At 37.0% G+C, this 22,982-nt stretch carries 24 protein-coding genes and 1 riboswitch; of the genes, 18 read left to right on the top strand and 6 right to left on the bottom strand.

The genetic code is table 11. The features are described from left to right. Positions 1–84 precede the first annotated feature (84 nt). The 3 genes from H9631_RS16570 (at position 85) to H9631_RS16580 (ending at position 2,218) form a co-directional block, all read left to right on the top strand. Positions 85–336, top strand: a complete 252-nt coding sequence (locus H9631_RS16570) for a copper ion binding protein (RefSeq protein WP_191814768.1) — start codon at positions 85–87, stop codon at positions 334–336. A 447-nt stretch (positions 337–783) separates the two neighbouring features. Beyond that, complete coding sequence (locus H9631_RS16575; RefSeq protein ID WP_191814769.1) at positions 784–1,764, top strand: tRNA dihydrouridine synthase; 981 nt, start codon at positions 784–786, stop codon at positions 1,762–1,764. A gap of 259 nt (positions 1,765–2,023) precedes the next feature. Continuing rightward, a complete protein-coding gene (locus H9631_RS16580) occupies positions 2,024–2,218 on the top strand; it encodes a YwbE family protein (RefSeq protein WP_191814771.1) in 195 nt (64 codons plus the stop codon). Positions 2,219–2,578: 360 nt separating this feature from the next. On the opposite strand, the gene H9631_RS16585 is transcribed toward H9631_RS16580, so the two are convergent. Together H9631_RS16585 and H9631_RS16590 are read right to left on the bottom strand one after the other, a co-directional pair. Further along, positions 2,579–2,971, bottom strand: a complete 393-nt coding sequence (locus H9631_RS16585) for a rhodanese-like domain-containing protein (RefSeq protein WP_191814773.1) — start codon at positions 2,969–2,971, stop codon at positions 2,579–2,581. Between the two features lie 17 nt (positions 2,972–2,988). After that, positions 2,989–3,408 (bottom strand): MarR family winged helix-turn-helix transcriptional regulator, encoded by a 420-nt coding sequence (locus H9631_RS16590; RefSeq protein ID WP_191814775.1) that lies wholly within the window; start codon positions 3,406–3,408, stop codon positions 2,989–2,991. Between the two features lie 448 nt (positions 3,409–3,856). Beyond that, a riboswitch (purine riboswitch) is annotated at positions 3,857–3,958 on the top strand. Positions 3,959–4,283: 325 nt separating this feature from the next. On the opposite strand from H9631_RS16590, the gene H9631_RS16595 reads away from it, so the two are divergent. Then, positions 4,284–4,871, top strand: a complete 588-nt coding sequence (locus H9631_RS16595) for a xanthine phosphoribosyltransferase (RefSeq protein ID WP_191814777.1) — start codon at positions 4,284–4,286, stop codon at positions 4,869–4,871. Next, positions 4,868–6,172, top strand: coding sequence for a nucleobase:cation symporter-2 family protein (locus H9631_RS16600; RefSeq protein ID WP_191814779.1), 1,305 nt, complete (start codon positions 4,868–4,870; stop codon positions 6,170–6,172). Before H9631_RS16595 ends, H9631_RS16600 begins: the two co-directional genes overlap by 4 nt. A gap of 270 nt (positions 6,173–6,442) precedes the next feature. Here H9631_RS16600 and H9631_RS16605 read toward each other — a convergent pair whose 3' ends face one another. Further along, positions 6,443–7,156: a MerR family transcriptional regulator gene (locus tag H9631_RS16605; RefSeq protein ID WP_191814781.1), complete on the bottom strand. Its 714-nt coding sequence runs from the start codon at positions 7,154–7,156 to the stop codon at positions 6,443–6,445. A gap of 170 nt (positions 7,157–7,326) precedes the next feature. On the opposite strand from H9631_RS16605, the gene uvrA reads away from it, so the two are divergent. The 3 genes from uvrA (at position 7,327) to H9631_RS16620 (ending at position 12,094) form a co-directional block, all read left to right on the top strand. Further along, positions 7,327–9,783: an excinuclease ABC subunit UvrA gene (uvrA, locus tag H9631_RS16610; RefSeq protein WP_191814783.1), complete on the top strand. Its 2,457-nt coding sequence runs from the start codon at positions 7,327–7,329 to the stop codon at positions 9,781–9,783. Positions 9,784–10,585: 802 nt separating this feature from the next. Beyond that, on the top strand, positions 10,586–11,434 hold the full coding sequence (locus tag H9631_RS16615; RefSeq protein ID WP_191814785.1) for a pyridoxamine kinase: 849 nt from the start codon (positions 10,586–10,588) through the stop codon (positions 11,432–11,434). Positions 11,435–11,647: 213 nt separating this feature from the next. Further along, positions 11,648–12,094 carry a hypothetical protein gene (locus H9631_RS16620; RefSeq protein ID WP_191814786.1) on the top strand — a complete coding sequence of 149 codons (447 nt, stop codon included), beginning with the start codon at positions 11,648–11,650 and terminating at the stop codon, positions 12,092–12,094. A gap of 246 nt (positions 12,095–12,340) precedes the next feature. Here the strand turns inward: H9631_RS16620 and H9631_RS16625 are convergent, their stop codons facing one another. Then, complete coding sequence (locus tag H9631_RS16625; RefSeq protein WP_191814788.1) at positions 12,341–13,216, bottom strand: LysR family transcriptional regulator; 876 nt, start codon at positions 13,214–13,216, stop codon at positions 12,341–12,343. Between the two features lie 141 nt (positions 13,217–13,357). Here H9631_RS16625 and H9631_RS16630 point away from each other — a divergent pair, with 141 nt between their 5' ends. From H9631_RS16630 to H9631_RS16655, 6 genes are all read left to right on the top strand, one after another. Then, positions 13,358–14,443, top strand: a complete 1,086-nt coding sequence (locus tag H9631_RS16630) for an NAD(P)H-dependent flavin oxidoreductase (RefSeq protein ID WP_191814790.1) — start codon at positions 13,358–13,360, stop codon at positions 14,441–14,443. Positions 14,444–14,536: 93 nt separating this feature from the next. Further along, positions 14,537–14,698 carry a YbfB/YjiJ family MFS transporter gene (locus H9631_RS16635; protein WP_263600719.1) on the top strand — a complete coding sequence of 54 codons (162 nt, stop codon included), beginning with the start codon at positions 14,537–14,539 and terminating at the stop codon, positions 14,696–14,698. A 167-nt stretch (positions 14,699–14,865) separates the two neighbouring features. Next, on the top strand, positions 14,866–15,792 hold the full coding sequence (locus H9631_RS16640; RefSeq protein WP_318246825.1) for a YbfB/YjiJ family MFS transporter: 927 nt from the start codon (positions 14,866–14,868) through the stop codon (positions 15,790–15,792). A gap of 427 nt (positions 15,793–16,219) precedes the next feature. After that, complete coding sequence (locus H9631_RS16645; protein WP_191814795.1) at positions 16,220–16,654, top strand: MarR family winged helix-turn-helix transcriptional regulator; 435 nt, start codon at positions 16,220–16,222, stop codon at positions 16,652–16,654. A gap of 53 nt (positions 16,655–16,707) precedes the next feature. Continuing rightward, the gene (locus H9631_RS16650; protein ID WP_191814797.1) at positions 16,708–17,898 is read left to right on the top strand and encodes a serine hydrolase domain-containing protein; all 1,191 of its coding nucleotides are present in this window, start codon (positions 16,708–16,710) and stop codon (positions 17,896–17,898) included. 293 nt (positions 17,899–18,191) lie between these two features. After that, positions 18,192–19,013 carry an aminoglycoside adenylyltransferase domain-containing protein gene (locus H9631_RS16655; protein ID WP_191814799.1) on the top strand — a complete coding sequence of 274 codons (822 nt, stop codon included), beginning with the start codon at positions 18,192–18,194 and terminating at the stop codon, positions 19,011–19,013. Positions 19,014–19,207: 194 nt separating this feature from the next. On the opposite strand, the gene H9631_RS16660 is transcribed toward H9631_RS16655, so the two are convergent. Further along, a complete protein-coding gene (locus H9631_RS16660) occupies positions 19,208–19,711 on the bottom strand; it encodes a DUF4188 domain-containing protein (protein WP_191814801.1) in 504 nt (167 codons plus the stop codon). Between the two features lie 2 nt (positions 19,712–19,713). Continuing rightward, positions 19,714–20,268, bottom strand: a complete 555-nt coding sequence (locus H9631_RS16665) for a PadR family transcriptional regulator (protein WP_191814804.1) — start codon at positions 20,266–20,268, stop codon at positions 19,714–19,716. A gap of 189 nt (positions 20,269–20,457) precedes the next feature. Between H9631_RS16665 and H9631_RS16670 the strand changes: the two genes are divergently transcribed. The 4 genes from H9631_RS16670 to H9631_RS16685 are packed head-to-tail and all read left to right on the top strand — an operon-like array spanning position 20,458 to position 22,923. Beyond that, complete coding sequence (locus H9631_RS16670; protein WP_191814806.1) at positions 20,458–21,000, top strand: helix-turn-helix domain-containing protein; 543 nt, start codon at positions 20,458–20,460, stop codon at positions 20,998–21,000. Positions 21,001–21,012: 12 nt separating this feature from the next. After that, positions 21,013–21,285 (top strand): PLD nuclease N-terminal domain-containing protein, encoded by a 273-nt coding sequence (locus H9631_RS16675; RefSeq protein WP_191814808.1) that lies wholly within the window; start codon positions 21,013–21,015, stop codon positions 21,283–21,285. Then, positions 21,236–22,141, top strand: coding sequence for an ABC transporter ATP-binding protein (locus H9631_RS16680; protein ID WP_191814810.1), 906 nt, complete (start codon positions 21,236–21,238; stop codon positions 22,139–22,141). Before H9631_RS16675 ends, H9631_RS16680 begins: the two co-directional genes overlap by 50 nt. After that, positions 22,138–22,923, top strand: coding sequence for an ABC transporter permease (locus H9631_RS16685; protein WP_191814812.1), 786 nt, complete (start codon positions 22,138–22,140; stop codon positions 22,921–22,923). The genes H9631_RS16680 and H9631_RS16685 overlap by 4 nt, the downstream gene beginning before the upstream one ends. The last annotated feature ends 59 nt before the right edge of the window (positions 22,924–22,982 follow it).

Below are 22,982 nucleotides of genomic sequence, written 5' to 3' on the forward strand. Positions count from 1 at the left end.
ATTCGCGTGTCGAAAAAAAGTTTTGACACCCTAATAACGGTTCAAACCGTTGATATATCAATATTTATAGAGGGAGGAATTTATATGAAGCAAGTAACACTTAAGGTACAAGGGATGTCATGTGGATCTTGTGTGAATAAAATTGAAGGAAATGTAGGTAAGTTAAGTGGAGTTGAATCTGTCAAAGTCCTGCTTTCTGAAGGTGAAGTTGATGTAACATTTAATGGAAATACAGTTGATCTGAGCGTAATTAAAGGTGCTATTAAAGATTCGGGTTATGAGGTTATGGAAGAACCTGCTGGAGAAGATGGCCCTGGGTGTTCATGCTGCCATTAATTATGAAAGATCGTGCTGTTTCAGCACGATCTTTTTCATAAAATTATAGTCATCTGAGAAGAATTTAACTTATTTAACGGGATGCTTACCTTAATCCAATCACCTGTAAATCTGGGGATTATAAAAATTTTAGAATACTAAAAAAGGAGAATCGTGACATTTTTGTCCGCCTGATGGTTTTCATGATTAAAAAATCCTGCCCTTCATTAAATATTTGGTATCCAAACGGCAATGGAAGCGGGAATCCTTATCTGTATTCAGGTCTATGTCTCAAACCACCTCAACTTCTCCGATTTTCTTTGCACTTTATATTTGTTAATATTAAAATGTATAATGATTAAAATTTGCTTAACCACGATATAGGTGTAATAAAAGCAGGGAAATCCTTGCTTTTTATTTTTGGGGACAAGGGCTTGCCCAGGTATCCAATTATGAGAGGTTTTGAATATGAAAGATAATTTTTGGCGTGATTTACCAAGGCCGTTTTTTATACTGGCACCAATGGAAGATGTGACAGATGTTGTTTTCCGCCATGTAGTGAGTGAAGCAGCCAGACCTGATGTGTTTTTTACAGAGTTTACAAACACGGAGAGTTATTGTCACCCACAGGGGATTCAAAGTGTGCGTGGGCGTTTGACTTTTACAGAGGATGAGCAACCAATTGTAGCCCATATATGGGGGGATAAGCCTGAATATTTTCAGCAAATGAGTATTGGTATGGCGAAACTAGGCTTTCGGGGTATAGATATCAATATGGGCTGTCCTGTACCTAATGTGGCGCAGAATGGGAAGGGAAGCGGCCTTATCCGTCGTCCAGAAGTTGCGACAGATTTAATACAAGCAGCAAAAGCAGGAGGATTACCTGTTAGTGTGAAGACAAGGCTTGGCTACACGGATGTAGACGAATGGCAGGCTTGGCTGACACACATATTGAAACAAGACATTGTCAATCTATCTATTCATCTGCGTACAAGGAAGGAAATGAGCAAAGAAGATGCTCATTGGGAGCTGATCCCAGAAATTAAGGAACTTCGTGACAAGGTGGCACCAGAGACACTTTTGACGATCAATGGGGATATTCCTGACCGTCAAACTGGCTTGAAACTCGTTGATCAATATGGTGTTGATGGGGTTATGATTGGGCGTGGTATTTTCAATAATCCATTTGCCTTTGAAAAAGAACCGAAAGATCGTAGCAGTAAGGAATTGCTTGGTCTCTTAAGATTGCATCTAGATCTTCATGACAAATACTCAAATTTAGAGTTGCGTTCGTTCAAGGCTCTTTATCGATTTTTTAAGATATATGTCAAAGGATTTCGTGGGGCGAGTCAATTAAGAAATCAACTAATGAGCACAGAGACAACAGATGAAGTGCGTGCGATGCTCGATAATTTTGGGTCAAAGAATCTTGATGAAATAGGGGAATAGTAGAATGATGAGACTCCCTGGATAAAATCGAGGGGCTTTGTTTCATTTTTTATGGCCCCAAACTGATTCACTCGGCTGGTTTCCTTGGTTGATTTATTTAAGAGAATCAGGCGTTCCTCAGCTAACAGCCCACAATGTTCTTCTTTTACTGGAATGCCGATCTACGATGAATTACCTTTTAAGAAAATTAATCAAATGGAATGAGGTTTTGTGAGGAAGTTTATTTTTGTTGCACATACATAAGTAAGGAGCGGTTTTTATGTCGGGAACTAAACGAGAAAATATAAAACCAGGTACCAAAGTAAAAGTTGTACAAAAACAAGACCAGCGTTCTGGAAAATTAACAGAAGGTGTGGTTCTAAACATATTAACAAACTCAGCGACTCATCATCATGGTATTAAAGTCCGGCTTGAAAGTGGCATTGTTGGTAGAGTGAAGGAAATCTTGGAGTAGTATCCTACCCCAAGTTGATGTTTATATATATCATTTAGCCTATTTGGGGAGTAGTACCCAGCTATACGATTAAGTATTTTTTCCATTTTTCATCCGTGTAAAAAACTTTGGATATTGCACGCAATACAATAAGATCTAAAATTAATATCCTCAGTACAATAATTAATTTCGATTCCAACCCCGATTTCGTGAAAATAAACATTTCCGAAGTCGGGGTCTTTTTCTGCTTAAACCCAGAGTAGAAGAAGGTTTTCGGGTGCTTCCTCGCGTAACAATTTTAAAGGAATTTATTTTAATTACAAAAAAAGTTTGCATGGTCTCGTGAAGCAACACCAATCCAATGCCTATTCAATGACAGAATTAGCACCCGCAGATATCAGAAATATTATTATTTTCAGTCAAATCGGAAATAGGAAAGTTCATCTCCTTCCATGCTGCAATACCTCCGGTAAGTTCTTTCACTTTATAGCCACGTTCTAATAAAAATGAAGCTACTTTGGCAGCTGTGTTACACCAAACATCCCAACAGTAAACAATAATTTCCTTATCTTTCGGTATTTCATTTAAACGATCTTGCAGCTCTTGTTGAGGAATAATATGGGCATCCTTAATTGTTAAAGTTTTTACATGATCAGGACCATTTCTCACATCAATCAAAAAATATTTGTCTGGCTCGCTTGACGCTAATTTTAAATAATCCATAGGGCTAATTGTTGCTTCTAGACGTGCATTAAAATACTCAAGTGCATTCATAATTGTTACCTCCAGTTTTATAGAGTAATCCAAACTTTAATAAGGATCTCTTTCAATAATTGTTGTTCTGGCTCGCTTAAAGGGGCTAAAACTTCTGCTTCTGTATGAGTTAAAAACTCCCAACGCGAGTCTAATACATCTTTTCCTTTAGCTGTAATCAAAAGATTATAAGACCTTCTGTCATTTGGATTCTTTGTTCTCTCTACATATCCTAAACCCTCTAAGTGATCAATATGACTAACCATTGTCGTTCGGTCGATTTGTAGTTTTTCAGAAATATCTTTTTGTGAACAATGGGGGTTCCCTTCAATAAATAAAAGAACACCATATTGTCTAGCATTAATTTCAAATGGAGAAAGGCCTTCAGCAAATTTAATTTCCATTTTTTGAAGAACTTTACCCAGCAAAAAACCATAGGATTGATTCCACTTTTCCATTAATTAATATACACCTCCGAATATTAATCAGCATATTATATAATCAGTATAACTGATTATATTTTGAAATTCAAGCAGACATATTTAATAGCACATCAAAGAAACTATAAAAAAGCTTGCGAAGAAAGAGATCTAAACTCCGGGGCTTTAGTTCAATAAGAAATGATCAAATCTTATTTAAATAGATATTTTATTCCCTATCGGAAAACTACAGTTTAAAACGGGAAAAGGGTACCCTTTCTCATGAAATTAAGGAAAAATTTGGCCCGTAAGGAAATCTTTAATTTCCCTTGGACGGAGGAATGAAGGTTAAGTGGCAGACAAAATGAGAGGAGTCTATTTTGATTGTACAGCCAAGCTTTTTAATTCCTATCTATAGATAGGATCCTTTTTCGATTACCTAAAAGTAATGATTGAAAATCCAATTAAAAATGCTATAATAACAATATTCTACAATATATGACACACTCATATAACCGCAGGAATAGGGCCTGTAAGTTTCTACCGGTTTGCCGTAAACAAATCGACTATGGGTGGCAAGTGATTGGAAAAAAAGATTATGTGGAAATCTTTTTTTCTATTTCTTTAAGAATTAAACTCGAAGACTTTGCTACCCTGCATTTGAAGAGGGGCGTTGTCTGCGAGTTTTTTGTATTTTAACTTCAGTCAGCACAGATCTTCCACTTCTGTAAGTGGTGAGATGAATGCCTGTTGGTATTCCATTACGGGGTTTCAAACCTGGGTGAAGAAAGTTAAGGCCTCCAGAGGATGCCACAGATTTTCAGTGGAAGTTTATCGAGCGGAGTCCGATAAAATCTTGGCAAAAATACGCCAACCGTGCATTTGATATCAGTTAGTTGAAAGGGGACAACATTGTGAAGGCATTGCAGGAGAAAATTGTTACAGAAGGAAAAGTTTTATCAGATACCGTGTTAAAAGTAGATTCGTTCTTGAATCATCAAATAGATCCATATTTAATGAAGCAAATTGGTGAGGAATTTGCTGCTCGTTATCAAGAAGCTGGTGTTACAAAAATTATTACAATCGAGTCGTCTGGTATAGCTCCAGCAACGATGGCAGGACTTTTGATGAACGTCCCTGTTGTATTTGCGCGGAAAAGGAAATCATTAACGTTATCTGAAAATCTTTATACTGCTAAAGTCCACTCTTTTACCAAAAAAGAAACAAATGAAATCTCCATTTCTGGTGATTTTATTCAACAAGATGATGTTGTGTTGATTATTGATGACTTTTTGGCAAATGGACAAGCTGTTTTGGGTTTACTGGATATGATTGAGCAAGCAGGAGCAAGGCTTGCGGGAGTTGGAATTGTTATTGAAAAAGGTTTTCAATCAGGTGGTCAATTGATCCGTGATCGTGGAATTCGAGTTGACTCACTTGCAATTGTTTCCTCCTTACAAAATGGAAAAGTCGAATTTATGGAGGAGACTTCCAACTTATGAAAAATGCACTAAAGTCGACCACATTAGGAATCCAGCATTTATTAGCCATGTACGCTGGTGCTATTCTTGTGCCGTTAATTATTGGAAATTCTCTGGGATTCGATCATAAACAATTAACGTACCTTGTGTCGATTGATATTTTGATGTGTGGGGTTGCAACACTCTTACAAATCATAAGTAACCGATTCATCGGTATAGGTCTTCCCGTTGTGCTTGGCTGTACATTTACTGCGGTTGGTCCGATTATGAAAATTGGTGAGGAATTTGGTATATCTGCTATTTATGGTTCCATCATTGCCTCTGGCTTGATCATCATGTTGATTAGTGGTTTTTTTGGCAAATTGATCAAGTTTTTTCCGCCTGTTGTAACAGGTTCCGTTGTGACTATTATTGGGATTACGCTAATTCCAGTAGCAATCAATAATATGGGCGGTGGCCAAGATGCCGCAGACTTTGGATCATTGTCGAATATTCTGCTAGCTTTTGGAACTTTACTAACAATTATCTTGATCTTTCGTTTTTCTACAGGCTTTATACGGTCCATCTCAATATTGCTCGGTTTAGGTGTTGGTACAATTGCTGCTAGTATCATGAATAAAGTTGATTTTATGCCAGTGCAAGATGCTGCCGTTGCACAAATCGTAAAGCCCTTTTATTTTGGATACCCGACATTTGAATGGTCAGCTATCCTAACGATGACAATAGTTGGAATGGTATCTTTGATAGAGTCTACAGGTGTTTATTTTGCCTTAAGTGATATCTGCGATAAGAAGTTGAAGGAAAGTGACTTGGCAAAAGGCTATCGTGCAGAAGGGCTAGCTTCCGTCATTGGAGGTCTCTTCAATGCTTTCCCATATACAACATTTTCGCAAAATGTCGGTCTGATCCAAATGTCAGGTGTTCGGTCTCGAAAAGTAATTTTTATTACGGGTGCCATGTTAATCGGGCTTGGATTCTTACCAAAAATTGCTGCATTCACAACCATTATTCCAACTTCTGTCTTAGGGGGAGCGATGATGGCGATGTTTGGGATGGTCGTTTCTCAAGGGATTAAAATGCTAGGTAAAACTATTTCCGATTCTCAAGAAAACTCGATGATTATTGCTTGTTCTGTTGGCCTTGGTCTCGGTGTTACAGTTGCGCCTGACTTATTTTCAGTACTTCCATCAGGACTGCAAATATTGACAAGTAATGGGATTGTTGCGGGCAGTGTAACGGCGATTGCACTTAATATTTTATTTAATATGCTGCCAAATCGAAAACAGCAGGAAGCTGTAGTTGTATCAAAGCGAAGTGCTTAAAGGGTAAAAACATAAGTCCTATTTAGCTTGAGGGATATATTCACAAGCAAATAGGACTTTTTATTCTCCGTGAATGGCAAAACGGACTTATTATCGATATGATTTTTGGTGGGAAGGTGTGAAATGAACTCACACATGTCGAGGCGGTAGCGTTGCGGCAACGGCGACCCAGTAAAAACATCTCTCAATCCAACCCCTATTTCGTGATAATAAACATTTCCGAAGTCGGGGTGTTTTTCCGTAAAAACAAAAAGCAAATGATTCCACATCTTAAGAATCATTTGCTTTTTTCTTTAGCAGCTCAATTAATTTGTATAAGTAATATGCTCCACGAAGCTGTTGTTCGATTTGGTGGTCCATATATGCCAAGGAATCCATTGTAATTTTTCTTGCTTCGGAAATACTATGTTGGTTGATTTTTTCCAAGACTTCTCTGACTGAATCAAGAAAATAGAGAGAGGGTTGGACGGTTCGAATAATTAATAAACGGCGAATATCTTCACGGTCATATACACGATAACCACTCTCCGGATGTCTACCAGGTTTAATTAATCCTTCCTTTTCCCAATGTCTAAGTGTTGAAGCAGGAACCTCTATCTCCTTTTCCACTTCTCCAATCGTATACCACTTTTTACTCCTTCTATCCAAAAAACTTTGCATATTTTCAGGTTTTAAAATTTCCAATGCTTTTGTTGCTTGTTCTTTTCTTTGAAATAAACTGGCTTGGACTCTATTTACTTCCCATAAGGCTTTAGTAAATTTATGCTCTTGAACCATTGGCATTATTTTTCGAACTGCTGCCATTCCAAAACCATGATACATTGCTCGTATACATTGGAAATATGCCTCGTGTTCTTTCGTATAAACACGATATCCATTTGATTTCCGTTTGGCTGGTGGAACGATACCCCATTCTTCATAATGACGTAATGCACTCGTGCCTACATCTAATTTTCGAGAAATATCTATTGGTCTTAGTTCCATATAAATCTCCAGGAGTAACATTTTGGGCTAAAGATTAAATTAAAACATTAAAGCTCCATGACGGGATTTTTTGTTTAAAACTCCGCCATAATCGTAACATAATGCATAAAACCTTGCACTTGCATAAATGTTGTATGCTTGGTTTAGAAGTTGAAAAGGAGGCGTTAAAATTGAACGATGTCATTCATGTAAAAGGTGCAAAAGAAAACAACCTGAAAAATCTGTCGGTGACTATACCCAAGAATAAACTGGTTGTGTTGACAGGTCCATCCGGTTCGGGAAAGTCCACACTCGCGATGGATACTCTTTTTAAGGAATGTCAAAGACAGTATTTAGAATCTATGGGGTTACAAGGGATAAATAAGCCAAAGGTCGATTCGATGAGCGGACTTTCTCCGGCCATTAGTATCAACCAACAAAATACAAATAGAAATCCACGTTCAACTGTAGGTACAGTAACTGATATGTACACAAGTTTACGGATGGTTTTTGAAAAACTTGGACGGAGACAGTGTCTCGTTTGTCATCATGAAATTGATCCAACTTTCAATTCTGAGGATATTGAAAAAGAAGAAGGTAGTTTTAAAGAATACATTTTCTGCCTCAACTGCCATGATCGTATGGAAAAATTAACACGAACCCACTTTTCTTATAATAAGACCGAAGGAGCTTGTCCTACTTGTAAAGGACTTGGAGAGACTGTAGACATACACCAGGAATCTGTCTTTCATCAACAACTTTCTATTGAAGAAGGAGCAGTTGATTTATGGAAAGGCCGTTATGCTGAATGGCAGATATCTGTTGTAAAAGCTGCAATGTCTTATTATGGTATACCACTTGAAGAAGGAGTTCCTTTGCAAGAATACAGTACAGAGCAAAAAGCAATTCTATATTACGGGGTAGAGAGTGAAGAAGTGAAGGAGTGCTTTCCTGATATGAAGCCTCCCAAAACTGTTGAAAAAGGTAAATTTGAAGGTGTTTTAACTGGAATGTGGAGGAGGTTTACAGAAAAGTCCGGTTCATCTACCGAGGCGGAAGAGTATTTTTATTCACAAGTTTGTCCTGATTGCGAAGGAGAGAGATTAAATGAAATAAGTAGAAATGTAACGGTAGAAAATATGACAATTCCAATGTTAGTCAGTCATTCTTTGGAAGAAATGTTCAACTGGACGCTTCATCTTGAGAAAACATTAGATAAAGAAAGTTATATACTCGTTGAAACTTTTATACAAGATATGAAAACGAAACTTACTAGAATAATAAAAATTGGGCTAGGCTATTTGACATTGGACCGTCAAGTAATCACTCTGTCAGGAGGAGAAGCACAGAGGTTAAAATTATCCGCCCTTCTTGATTCAGCATTGACAGGCGTACTTTATATCATGGATGAACCGACTGTTGGACTGCATCCAAAGGATACTTTGGGTCTAGTAAGTGTACTAAAAAGGCTAAGAGATTTAGGAAATACTGTTTTACTTATTGAGCACGATGTAGATGTAATGAAAGAAGCAGATTACATTATTGATATTGGACCAGGAGCGGGTAAACAAGGCGGAACAGTAGTTGGTCAAGGTACTCTGCAAGAGTTGATCAATATAGAAAGATCTGTGACAGGAAAATATTTACGTGAAGAAGAAGTTATAAAGAAAAAATATCGGGATGGAGCTGGTGAAGGTATAACTGTACATCATGCAGAGGTACATAATTTAAAGGATGTAACAGTAACTTTCCCAATTGGTTGTCTCACAGCCGTCACAGGTGTGTCTGGTTCAGGGAAATCGTCACTCGTTTTTGACGTTTTAGCAAAAGGCGATGACAAAATACATGAAGGCTTTGATAAGGTAACAGGACTTGACCATTTTGACCAGATGATCATAGTTGGTCAATCCCCACTTAGCAGGATGAAACGATCCAATATAGCAACATATATTGATGTGTTTACACATATTCGAGGTATTTTTGCTAAGGATAGATATGCGAAAGAAAAAGGGTTCTCGGCAAAGCACTTTTCTTTTAATACCGTAGGTGGGCGCTGTGAAAACTGCCAAGGGCTAGGTTATGTAACAACGAATATGCTTTTCTTTCCAGAGATGGAGGTGGTTTGTCCCGTTTGTCATGGCAAGCGATTTCAGCAAAAGGTACTATCCGTAAAATATTATGGGCTTTCCATTAACGATATACTTGAAAGTTCTATTTTGGATTGTTTAAGTATTTTTAAAGAAGAGAAAAAAGTCAGAGGAGTTCTCGAATTACTTGTTGAGATTGGTTTGGGTTATTTAAAGATGGGCCAATCATTAACAACCCTATCAGGCGGGGAAGGGCAACGGCTAAAACTAGCTAAAGAACTAATAAAGCAAGGGAATAAAAGGTCATTATATTTATTAGACGAACCAACAACTGGATTACACCCAAATGATGTCACACAATTATTAAAACTCTTGAATCGTCTCGTAGATGCTGGTAATACGGTTATTTTGGTTGAGCATAATAGCCAAATAATTAAAGGAGCTGACTGGGTTGTTGATTTGGGTCCAGAAGGAGGAGATAAAGGCGGCCAAATTATTGCTGAAGGAACACCGGATGTAATTGTCAAAAATCCAAAATCTTATACAGGCGAATATTTGTAATTTTTTAAAAAAACTTCTTTATTTAAGAGATAGAAAGGAAAATTGCCTAGCCTGTTATTGCAAAATAAATAATGGCCATATAACTCAAATCTAGAACGGATCTACTGAGGAAAAAGTTCCGTTCTATTTTCACGATAATGAAGAAATGCGGGTTGGAGAGAGGGGATTTGGGAAGAATACATTTTGACGTACAGATGATGGTCTCCTTAAAATATACATTTCTCATTTAAACTAAATATCTCTCAACTCAACCTCGATTTTGTGAAAATAAACATTTTCGAAGGAGAAATGTTCGTTTTCCTATAATAAAACAGACATAAGCAAATAGAGGGGAATTTGATGTATGGGATTGAATCGATTAACAGTAAGTAGAAATGAGAAAATGCTAAAGTATATTTCACTCATCAGAAAATTTGATTCAACCATTCCTATGATGCTTTAGACGATATACGGGGAAATTGATCGGAAAGCTTATATCGGATTTAATGATAAAAGGTGCAGAGGTTCACATCTATCATACTGTAAATTTATGGACATTAAGTGTTTGGACAATTTGTTAGCGACCATTCAAGAAATAGAATGGAAATAGAGAATAAATTCCAATTTAATCTAATAAAAATCTTAGTTAGGCAGTGGTCTGTACAATTTACTGCTTTTTTTGTTGCTATTTTAAGCAAAGAAGAAATAATGGTGAAAATGAAAGTATATAGCGATCCTCGGTCACCATGTCTACTTAATTTCCCCTAATTATTTATGGTAATATGGAGTCAGTTCAATACGGATACATCTTTTGGAGGAAATTATGAAAAAAGTCGCTGTAATACAGGATTTGTCATCTTTTGGTAAATGTTCATTAACAGCTGCCATTCCGGTTCTTTCGGTTATGGGCGTACAGGCATGTCCTTTACCGACGGCCATTTTGTCCGCGCAAACTGATTATCCAAGTTTTTTCTATGAAGATTTAACATCTAAAATGCAATATTTCGAAGAAGAATGGAGCAAGCTTAATGTAACATTTGACGGAATCTATACCGGTTTCGTTACCGGGAGAGAGCAAATAGATAATATTTTTCGCTTTTTAGATAAATTTTATAAAAAAGACACGCTTTTACTTGTTGATCCCATAATGGGAGATAGGGGCGAAGCATATAAGCTTTATACAGATGAAATGCTGGTACGAATGAGAGAGCTCGTAAAGCTTGCGGATGTAATTACGCCAAATGTTACGGAGTGCTGTCTGTTAACAGGGTTATCCTATGAAAAACTACATAATTATGCAAATGAAAAGGACTTTCTGAAAGCCCTAGAAGAAGTTGGTACTATTATGCAACAAGAAACAGGTGCTCAGGTAATCATCACTGGTGTGAATCCACCTTCAGCAGATACAAACAACCAGTTTATTGGAAATATGTATTTGACTGGAGATGAAACCTTTTATAGAGCTATGCCTTATAATGGTAAAAGTTATTCTGGTACCGGTGACTTATTTGCATCTGTAATCATGGGAAGCATGATGCGTGGAGAGGATCTTAAAAAGTCTATCCAACTTGCAGAAGAGTTTTTGTCAGCAGCAATCAAAGATACTTGTTTGGAGGAAACTCAAGAAGTGGAAGGAATTAACTTTGAAAAATATTTGAGAATATTATTATAGAATGTAAATGATAAAAGGTTGAAACCGAGCATTCTTGAGTCCTAACAGCATCCATCTGAGACCCCTTATCGTGAAATACGCTTTTACGGTTAAGGGGTCTTTTGATTTTGGGACATTGTCTTAGTCTTGGTATTCTATTCTTTCCCTCGTGCAAATTTCTTACGAGGTTTACGTAATTAGAGACTAATCATAATTAAAAACAGAGGTGATGGAATGGAATACTGGGATTTAGTTGGGAATCCTGCTGGGGAAACGTATCGACAGTTGATAAAAGTGCTCTGTGATTATTCGGATAAATTCTATTTTGTTACAAGAAAAGAATTGAAATATAATCCAGATATACTGGCTCAATTTAAGCCTTATGCCCTTGAGACGTATAGAACAAAAAAATGGGCGAATACAATAACGAAGGGGCCGGCAGCAACAGTTTATATTATCGAAGCAAATCAAGATACATGTAGACTGTTGCAACAAACTGCAAGCACACTTTATGATTGGGTTGCACCAGATTTACCAGAGGACTTAACCTTTTTGAAAAATAATTTTGCTTGGTTCACATGTACATCACATGAGGAATTTGGTGGTTTTTCCATTCGTTCAGAATTCTATAGGAAATTACTTGATCAAGTTCCTGGATTGGAAATTGAAAAGGTAAAATGATTCAGGAAATCGAAGTAAGACTTCCTACATGGAGAATAAAGAAAGGATGACATATTCTATTTCGTTATGGTGGAGGGGAAGAGTGAACTGATAAAGAACAGTTCATCGTCTTACAGATTTTCAAAGAAAATGTATCTAGCGATACAATCAAATACACCAAGGCGAATTTGATTGCACCGCTAATGAATTTAAATGTCCAACTTGAACACTCTGTAAATAGATTTTATTTATGGGTATGGCGATTTCTCAGACCTCAGGATTTATTCTGACACTGATGGTTTCCATAAATTCACGGAATGCAGCTGTTTTTACGATATCTTTATGGTTGATAAATTTTGTAGAAATCATACCGTATTCTTTTGGCAGTGCGAACTGTTTGATATTCTCACTTTGCTGGAATCGATCTGCTACTGTTTTGGTTATCAGCGCTATACCTAATCCGGCTTTAACACAACCAATCACGCCATCCAAAGTGTTCAGTTCCATGAATTTTGTTGGTATAATCCCTTCTGATTTCAGCCACTTCTCAAAAATGTCTCTATAAAAACACCCAGACTTAAATACAATAATGATTTGATTCTTAAGTTGGCTAAAATCTAGATCGGAAAGGATATTTTTTTTTGAGATCAGAACTAGTTCTTCCTCAAAAACCTCCATTTCCTCCAATTCTGGATGATTGACTTCACCCGCAACAAAGGCTCCATCAATTTCACGATTCAAAGATGATTTTATCAGTTCTTCTGTAGTTCCGGTTCGGAGGGCTAACTCCACTTCAGGATATTGCTCATGATAAACGGATAAAATATTGGGTAAACGACTTGCAGCGGTCGTTTCCATTGCCCCTATTGACAGTGTGCCAGAAGGATCGGAGCTTTTTAACTTTTTTTCAACTTCGTCCATTAGCCGGAGAACTTGCTCTGTATAGGACAAAAGGATTTTTCCTGGAGAAGTAAGTGTTACCCCATGCTTATGGCGATAAAATAACTTTGTTCCATATTTTTGTTCGATTCGTTTCATTTTTGCCGTTACATTTGATTGGACAAAGTTTAGGTTATTAGCAGTTTTTGTGATGTTACCTTCTTTTGCTACTTCTTTAAAAACACGCAGGTCTTCGATATTCATGAGTTACCTCCCAACATCATCTAACCATCATTTTTTTTGATAGTAAACGATAAAAAACATCATTTTACTTAATGTTTTATCATGATTATAGTAGAGAGTAAAGGATTTGAAAAATTAAAACAGAAAGTGAGGAAATATGAAATGTGGCATGAAAATAAAGTTACCCAAAACCTGAATATAAAATATCCGATTATACAAGCCGGGATGGCTGGCGGCATCACAACACCAGAACTTGTCGCTGCTGTTTCAAATGCCGGTGGACTTGGAACCCTAGGTGCCGGTTATATGACCCCTGAGCAATTGCGATCGAGCGTTCTGAAGGTTAAACAACTTACGAATAAACCCTTTGGCGTAAATCTATTTATTCCTGAAATCCAGGATATATCTGAAGAAGAAATTGAAAAAGCGAATGAGTGGCTCCTGCCTTTTCGAGAACAATTAAACATATCAGAAATCCCGAAAGTGAAAAAAACAACTGAATCCATTTTTGAAAAACAAATAGAAATCATTATGGAGGTACAGGTTCCTGTATGTAGTTTTACTTTTGGAATTCCATCAAAAGAAACAGTTCAGCAATTAAAAAAGAGAAAAATTGTGATGATTGGAACCGCAACGACCGTAAAAGAAGCGATCGCCAATGAAGAAAATGGTATGGATATGGTGGTTGTACAAGGAAGTGAGGCCGGTGGGCATCGCGGAACTTTTATGGGCTCTTTTGAGGACGCTATGATTGGAACGATGGCACTTGTCCCACAAACTGTAGATCATGTTGAGATTCCAGTGATAGCTGCAGGTGGAATCATGGATGGCAGAGGTGTTTTGGCAGCTCTAGTATTAGGGGCACAAGCTGTCCAAATGGGAACAGCCTTTGTCACTAGTCTGGAAAGCGGAGTAACAAAATCGTATAAAGAAGCGATCTTGAACAGCAATGAGGAGCAAACGGTTGTGACCTCTACATTTAGTGGAAAACCAGCAAGGGGCATTCGAAATGAATTCATTATGAAAATGATGAAATATGAAAAGAAACTTCCAAAATACCCCATTCAAAATACATTAACAACATCGATTCGACGTGAGGCAGCCAAACAAAACCGGACTGAATGGATGTCCCTTTGGTGTGGTCAAAATTCACGTTCAACCCAATATCAATCAGCAAGTGAAACGATTTCAGATATTCTTTCTCAAGTGGATGAAATGGTGAAAAATAAAAGAGCAATGTGGTTGTGATGGGACCTATTTTCGTTTTGCTAGCCGGGATCACGTCTTTAATGATTTTCAATGGGGATTGGAAGGTTTGCATACACTCCGCTTCTTCCATTCATGCAAAATGATGTCCATTTTTCTCACTCAACGGCTGGATACTTGGCTTCTTTTAATTATGTCGGTTATCTTTTGGGAGCATTAATGCCTGGATTTTTTAGCTGGAATAAAGGAGTAGCCAAGCGTTTAACTTCATTCAGCAGAAGTCTCCCACTTCTGTAAGTAGTGAGATGAATGCATATTGGTATTCCATTCAGTGTAGGTTCAACCCCCCGGCTGAATAAAGTTAAAGCCTCCGGCAGATGCCATAGATTTTATCGAGCTGAGCTCGATAAAATCTGGGCGCAAATACGCCAAGGCGCATTTGATAAATATATCTGATCATCAATATAATCACGACTATATTGATGGGGATGACAACAAACGTAGCAATTTGGCTGATTTTAAGGCTTGTTTCTGGTTTCAGCAGCGGTATTGTATTTGTTTTATCTTCAAGTATTGTTCTGGAATCGCTCAAGGCAGCCAAACGACCCCATTGGTCGGGAATTTTTTATGGCGGTGTAGGGTTGGGGATATTTTTGTGTGGTCTTGTCATACCGGTCTTTAATCGTACTTTAGGCTGGAAGGGTTCATGGATTTGCTTGGGAATCATTTCTGCTTTGGTCAGTATTGTTTCGTTTCTCTGGACAAAGGACACTGAGTTGAACAAACAATTCGTGCGTCCCAAGAAGCCTGCGAGTAATCATAAAGGCCAGAAAGAACCTATTTTCAAATGGTTACTTTTCTCATACGGATGTGAAGGTATTGGTTATATCATTACTGGTACGTTTATTGTAGCTATTGTACAGGGAATCCCGCAGTTAAAGGATTATGCTTCTTTAAGTTGGGCTTTTGTAGGATTAGCAGCTATTCCGTCCTGTTTGATTTGGGCTTTAATTGCCAAAAAATACGGTCATATTATTACTTTGTATGTTGCTTATATTATCCAGATCATTGGAGTCATTTTACCAGTTTTCACTCAAAGTGCCATTGGTGTTTTTCTAGGGGCTTTCTTATTTGGAGGAACCTTTATGGGGATTACAACATTGATTGTTTCCAAGGGACAAAGCTTATCCTTTCAAAATACGAATAAATCGATCGGTTATTTAACAGCTGCTTTTGGGGCCGGTCAAATTATAGGACCTGTTGTAGCAGGGGTTTTGACATCCCACTCAAACACCTATAATGAGGCCTTAATTTTTGCTTCTGCTATTCTGGTGCTAGGCTTAATCTTTCTATTTATAGGAGATTTGAATCAAAAAATAGTAGTTTCTTAGCCGAGACTATAAAGCAAGAAGACCGGTCATTTGTAGGTAGTTGAGGTAAGGATTATCATTTTTAATCTTTTTGGAGATGACAAGCTTTCAATAAAAGTTGGCAATATCTATCCCTTGAAGGATATTGACAAAGCTCATGCAGAAGTAGAGGGTAGAAATTCAGTTGGAAGGATTTTATTAAAACCTTAAGAGGGTTTTGCGTATCTTTGAAGGGTTTGAGTAATAGCCAGTTGGGAGAGGCGAAGTGTTTTTTATAGCTATATAATGTGTGAAGTTTTATAAAAGGATGACGCAGAAGTTTGATTGATGGTGTTTACTTGCATTAAAGTAAGTAAACACCATCAAAGCAGGTACGTGAAGTAGAGGTTGACGTTAGACAAATCACTTGTTAATATATTAGATATCTAACATATTGGCGGGTGATTTTTTGTCTTTGTATGAACAAGTTAAGCGAATTAATGAAGCTGAATATACGATTAACCGTTTGATATACAAACATTATAAGCAATATTTAAATAGCGGAATTACAACACAACAAGCGGTTGTATTAGATATTGTATATTTAGCAAAACGCATTACGGTCGGCGACATCGCGATCGAAATGAATGTTAGCTCTAGCGCGGTCAGCCAATTAATAGCAAAGTTGGAGAGGAATCAATTTATCAAACGAGAAATTAACCCACAAAATCGCCGTGAAGTATTTATAACGTTAGATGAAAAAGGAACGGAATATTTCTCCAAGCAAGATTATGTAGAACAGCAAGTCGCAGATAAAATTTACAGCAAGCTTTCTTCGAAAGAGATAGTCGAATTAGAACGCATTGTGAAAAAATTAAGGGAGATTGCGATGAAGGAATTATAAAATTTCTTCATGTTCGATATGTTAGGTTTCTAATTTATTTAGGGAGGTAACAAATGAAGGATATACTTAAAAATATTGATTTTAATGGCGCTGTGTATCATGTGAAAAATGGACAAACCAAGCAGTATTATCATGGTTTTCAAGAGATCACAAAGCAGCATATTATTACAGAAAGTACACAGTTTAACTTAGCTTCGTTAAGTAAAATGTATACAGCGGTCATGACGTTCCAGCTAATTGAAAAAGGACAGCTACAGTTAGATGATAAAATAACAAATTGGTTTAATGTACCGAATTTTACAGAGGTGACAGTTGCACAATTACTTGTACACACGTCAGGAATTCCCGAGTATATTGGAGAAGAATGGAGTGTTGCCACATTTATCGAATTAGTATCGCCACAATTTGCACCCAATGAGCAATGGTCATATAGTAATACAAATTATGTTTTGCTTGCAAAAATTATTGAGAAGGTGAGTGGATTATCATATGAAGCATATTTACAAAAATATATTGCAAGACCATTAAACCTCACTCACACGACAACACAACCTATAAAGGAATGCGCAGCGCAAGGTCAAACATATGATTATGAGAAGAAACGATATTTAAAGGCGATTGATGACCCATATTTCCACGAAAGTGAAAAAAATAATGATGAATATGGGGACGGTGGTATTTATGCAACAGTGGCAGAGGTAGCAAAGTTTTTAATAGCATTTTGGCAAGGGCGGTACATTAGCAAAGAACTTGTACAATCTATAGTAACGCCAACAACAGCTGCTGAAAATTATAGTTATGGTTTTATCATTCAAAATGAATGGATTGGTCATACAGGTGGATGGCTTGGATGTTCGACACAAGCCTTTATCAATATATATACAGAGGAAGTGGTTGTGTTAGCAACGAATCAAGAAGTGTTTCCGCTATATGAACAAGAAATTATGTATTGTTTAATGGGAAAACAAAATACTGTAGAAGCTCCAAAACATTTAGTTATTTTACCCCTTACTAATAAAGAGGATATTACAGGCCGATATGAATTAGCCGATGGCCTTGACACAAGATTTTCGATTGAAAAGGATGTACATTTGTTGATTTCCTTTGAACACCAGTTGTCTGTGCCACTATTCAAAATAGATGAGTCATATTATTGGGTACGTAATACGATGAGTTATGTGGATGTTGCGAATCATTTATTTATCGATGAAGGTGTTGAGGTTCCTTATCAAAAAGTCGATTGATATAGTAGGAAAGTTATACTTTTATGAAATAAGCATAAAAGAGCATACGCAAGAGACTTTAATCAATTTCAATAAGGATATTTTAACTTCATTCAGCAGAAGTCTACCACTTCTGTAAGTGGTGAGATGAACGCATATTGGTATTCCATTCAGTGGGGGTTTAAACCCCCACTGAATAAAGTTAAAGCCTCCGGCGAATGCCACAGATTTTTAGAGGAAATGTATCGAGCGGAGCTCGATGAAATCTGGGCGCGAATAAGCCAAGGCGCATTTGATTAAATAGGAGTTGTTTTATGGATTCAAGAGTTCCCATCCCAGTTCAAAATATTTTAAGGGATTATATTGCGTTATTTAATGAACGAATTCCTAATACGCTTGAAGGATTATATTTACACGGTTCAATTGCTCTTAATGCTTATATTAATGGCTCTAGTGATATTGATTTCATTGCGATTGTTAACCGCCAATTAACTGAAGCAGAGATAAAAGCATTATCTAACTCTCATCGAGAGTTAAAAAATAAATATAAAAAAATAGGAATGGACGGGTGCTATCTTCTTTGGAAAGACATAGGTAAGAAAGCGACTGAAACAAAAAAATGTTTATATGTAAATGAAGGAAAAGTACGTTGGAGTAATCATGAGATTAACCCGATTACTTGGTGGATTCTGAAAAACAAAGGAATAGGTATTATTGGTCCCAATATTACCTCATTCCATTTTGATGTTGATGAGAGTGATCTGGCTAATTATGTACTAACCAATATGAATACCTATTGGTTCAATCGAATGAATACTTTAAAAAAATTCAAAAGAATAGCATCTCTATTACCAAATAAATTTTTAGATCAGGAATTACAGTGGTCCATTACCGGGATGTTACGCCAATTCTATACGCTAAGAGAACATGAAATCATTTCAAAAGTAGAAGCAGGTAAATATGCAATCAATCATATGCCAGAAAGGTGGCATAACATCATTAATGACGTAATTAGCATTTCAGAAGGGTTAGATATACGTTACTATAATTCCAAGAAACACAGGATTAATGACACTATACAATGTATGAACTACATACTTAATTATTGTAATAAGATGTATAAAAATCAGAACTAAAAAAGAGCAATTTTAACTTCATTCAGCGGGGGGCAATAGTGATCCAAGTCTCAGCTGAATGAAGTTAAAGCCGTTGGATAGTCAAAGATTTTTTAGAGCAAATTTAAGGAGCTTCGCCCGAAAAAATCTGAGCGCTATGCCAAGACCCGTTTAATAGTATGAAAAGCAATACTAATAGATTTTCCAACCTCATTTTATGAGGTTGATGTCGTTACATTCGCATCAGTATTATGAAGCCGTTTACGAGCGGAATTTCGATTTTTAGTTACTGGAATATGTTTTAACGCTTTTCCAAGACCATAAAGTGGCATATTTCCATAAATCGATTCATAATCCCCGTTATTGATTTTATAGGTTTCGTGATATATTCCTACGGCGTCATTATTGCCTATTTTTTTATTGAAGTTCGCCCAGGCTTTCATGTGTTTCTCATTTCTTGCATAAGCGAGCAGGTCCTCGGTTGAACGCCAATATTGAATCATGACTGTTGTTCTAAGGCCAAAATAGCTTTCCATTGATAAAAAGCCCAATTCATCTTTGTTTGTATACAGTTCTTTAATCATCCCCGGCATACTTTGAAATACTGGAAGCCATTTATGCAATGCTAATCGTCTGTTTATCCTCATACCAATAATGAAGACAACGATGTCCTCTTGGTTTTCAGTCGTGTAACGCCCAGTATAGATTTGTTTGCTCATTTTCATACCTCCTGATCTGAAATTTGTTCAAGCGTAGAGATACACCACTCAATGGCAGCCTTTGTGACTCTTTTTCCATAATCTAATGTAATTAGCCAATAAAAGGAATCCTTATCTTCTTCGTTGGATTTGGAAATGGCTTGTTCAATGCTTACATACGTTAGGTAACGATTCTCAAGTTGTTGCTTATATTCTTCGAGGAGTGATACGGTGCTTTCTTTGGATTGAAAGCGTCCAAAAAATAATTTAAGCAAAATTTCATTTCGTTCACCAGGAATCTGCTGAATGGGCTCTTCTAGCCAGCTTTTTAACGTTTCGACCCCTTTCGAAGTGAGGAAATACTCATTACGATCAGGTTTTCCTTTTTGTGAAGAAGTTTGGACTTCCGCTAATCCATCTTCGACCATTGTTTTTAATGTCGGATATATTTGTCCATAGCTAATTTTCCAGAAATGATTTAAGCTTCGATCAATCAGCTGCTTAATGTCATAACCAGACCTGCATCCTGTAGTTAAAATTCCTAGAATGGCATATGTTGTATGATTATATTTTTTCAAAGTAACTCACCCTAACTAAAAGATATATATCATTTAGATATATTATATAAAATCATTTTGAAAAAAGAAACAAAAATTTAGAAATGGAGGCAGATTAATGGGCTAACAAATATTTCAAAATAAGTTGACAATATGATTTTGAAAATGTATTATCATTTTATAAAATGATAATGATTTAGAGGTGTTCAAATGAAAGGAAAGGCTGATTTACTTCTTCATCCTGTACGAATGCGGATCGTCCAACAATTGTTACTAGGTAAACCACTCACAATCGCACAACTTGTAGAAATACTCGGTGATATTCCTCAAGCTACACTATACCGCCATATGAATCTTTTGCTCGAAGCAAACCTTATTGAAGTCATAGAAACGAAAAAGGTGAAAGGAACTGAAGAACGCACATTCTCAGTGAAGAAAGATAATTTGCATATCCCCGAAAGCGAAGTTGAAAAGACTTCACGTGAAGACCACATCCGACATTTTTCTGTCTTCCATGGCAATTTGTTTCAATTAGCGACCTCTTATTTGGCGGAGACGTCCCCTGAAAAATATGAAGAAGAAGGATTTAGTTATGCATATATACCTTTACATCTATCGGACGAAGAATTTCAAGAGCTAACACAGACTATCCAGCAGGCCATTGAAAAAGTGGTTCAGAACCAGCCAACGTCTGCACGAACTACCCGAATTTTTGCTAGCATGTTTATCCCGCAAGACTCACACGAATCGTAAGGAGGTTTTGACATGCATTATGGCTATCACATTGGGATTGACGAACTTGGTAATTGGTTACCACTGATTTTGCCCGTCGTGATCTTACATCTCATTTTATTTTCTGTGGCATTATGGGATTTATTAAAGAGAAATCAAAGCAAAGAATATAAATGGATGTGGGGAATGATTATTATTTTGATTAATATGATCGGCCCCATCTTGTACTTTATCTTTGGAAGGAGGCACAGCTTAGATGCCCCTACTTCAAGTAAGCCGGATTCAAAAAAAGTACGGAAATCATGAGGTTGTTCAACAGATTGATTTCCATATTTGTCAGGGAGAATGTGTCGCTCTTCTAGGTCCCAATGGGGCAGGTAAAACAACGATTATTAAAATGATCCTAGATATAAACAAACTTACTGGTGGTCAAATCTTGATTAATGGAAACAACCATGACCAAATGCGTAAATATATTGGATATTTACCACAGCACCCCACTTTTTATCCGTGGATGACGGGGAAGGAATTGCTTAAATTTATGGGGGGCCTTTCAAATATAGAGCAGGAGATTTTAGAACAAAGAATCTATGAGCTGTTGGAGCTGGTGAGGCTGGATGGGATGGAAAATCGGCCTATTGGCACTTATTCAGGAGGTATGAAGCAAAGATTAGGAATTGCACAAGCACTCATCCATCAACCAAAATTATTGATTATGGATGAACCTGTTTCTGCTCTGGATCCATTAGGCCGCAGGGATATATTGGAATTGCTCAAAATGATCAAACAGAAATCGACCATTCTTTTTTCTACGCACATTTTGCATGATGCTGAAGAACTTTGCGATAAGATGCTGATTATAAATAAAGGGAAGCTACTGGTTAACGGATCGATTAATCAGATCATTGAACGAACTCAAAAACATATATTTATTATTCAGGCGCCGCGAATAAGCGAGTGGTCAAACCAGCTAGTTAATGAAGACATTATTGAATCAATTGAAGTGACAGGAAATGCTGCCAAAGTGCGAGTTAAAAATATCGAGCAGGGGAGAGACTGGCTGTTAAGTAAAATTACAAGTTTACATCTTCCTATTCAAAAGTTTGAACTGGTACAGGAACGCTTGGAAGAGATCTTTATAAGGATGGTGAAGTCATCATGAACCGCTTCACAGTTTTGATGAAGAAAGAATGGCTGGACGCTAAAAGAAGTTACAAAATATTATGGCTGCCTGTCGTTTTTATCTTTTTAGGAATGCTTCAACCCTTATCATCCTTTTATTTACCTGAAATATTAAAAGTCGCTGGTGGACTGCCTGATGGAATGGCCATAACCTTGCCCGAGTTAACGGCTGATGAAGTATTAGCTGGTGTTTTAACCAATCAATTTGACCAAATGGGATTAATCGTTATTGTTATAGCAACAATGGGGATTATCGTATCGGATAAAACGAATGGAATGCTGGCGTTTATTCTTACCCGAGATACGACACTCACTGAGTATTTGTTAAGTAAGCTGTTTGGGCATGCAGCGATGGTTGCTGGCTCTGTCTTCATCGGATATTTGACGGCTGTATTTTATACTTTTTATTTATATCAAGCTGTCTCCTTTGCTAGGGTTGCAGCAGGGCTGGGAGTTTACTATATTTGGTGTTTGTTTATGTTAACTTTCGTAATAGCAATAGGTGCTTTATTACTTAGAACACCTGCTATTGCACTGCTGTCTTTTTTTGTTTTAATACTATTGAAAACTGTTACCTTGTTGGGCGGAGGATTTCAGATTTTGAATCCGGCACATTTAACTAATCAAGCTGTTAGCATTATAACGTCTGGTAGTGCATCACCTCACTTGTTGACAACAATCATTGTAACCATATTACTCATTGTCTTCTGTTTTACATTTGCAACCTTGTATTTATCACGAAAGGAATTACCTTCTATGTGAGTTGTTTCATCATGTCTACTATTGGAAAAAACAGGGAAATGAATCACGTGAATTGGAGG

This window comes from Bacillus norwichensis (assembly GCF_014836955.1).
GTDB lineage: Bacteria > Bacillota > Bacilli > Bacillales > Bacillaceae_C > Siminovitchia > Siminovitchia norwichensis.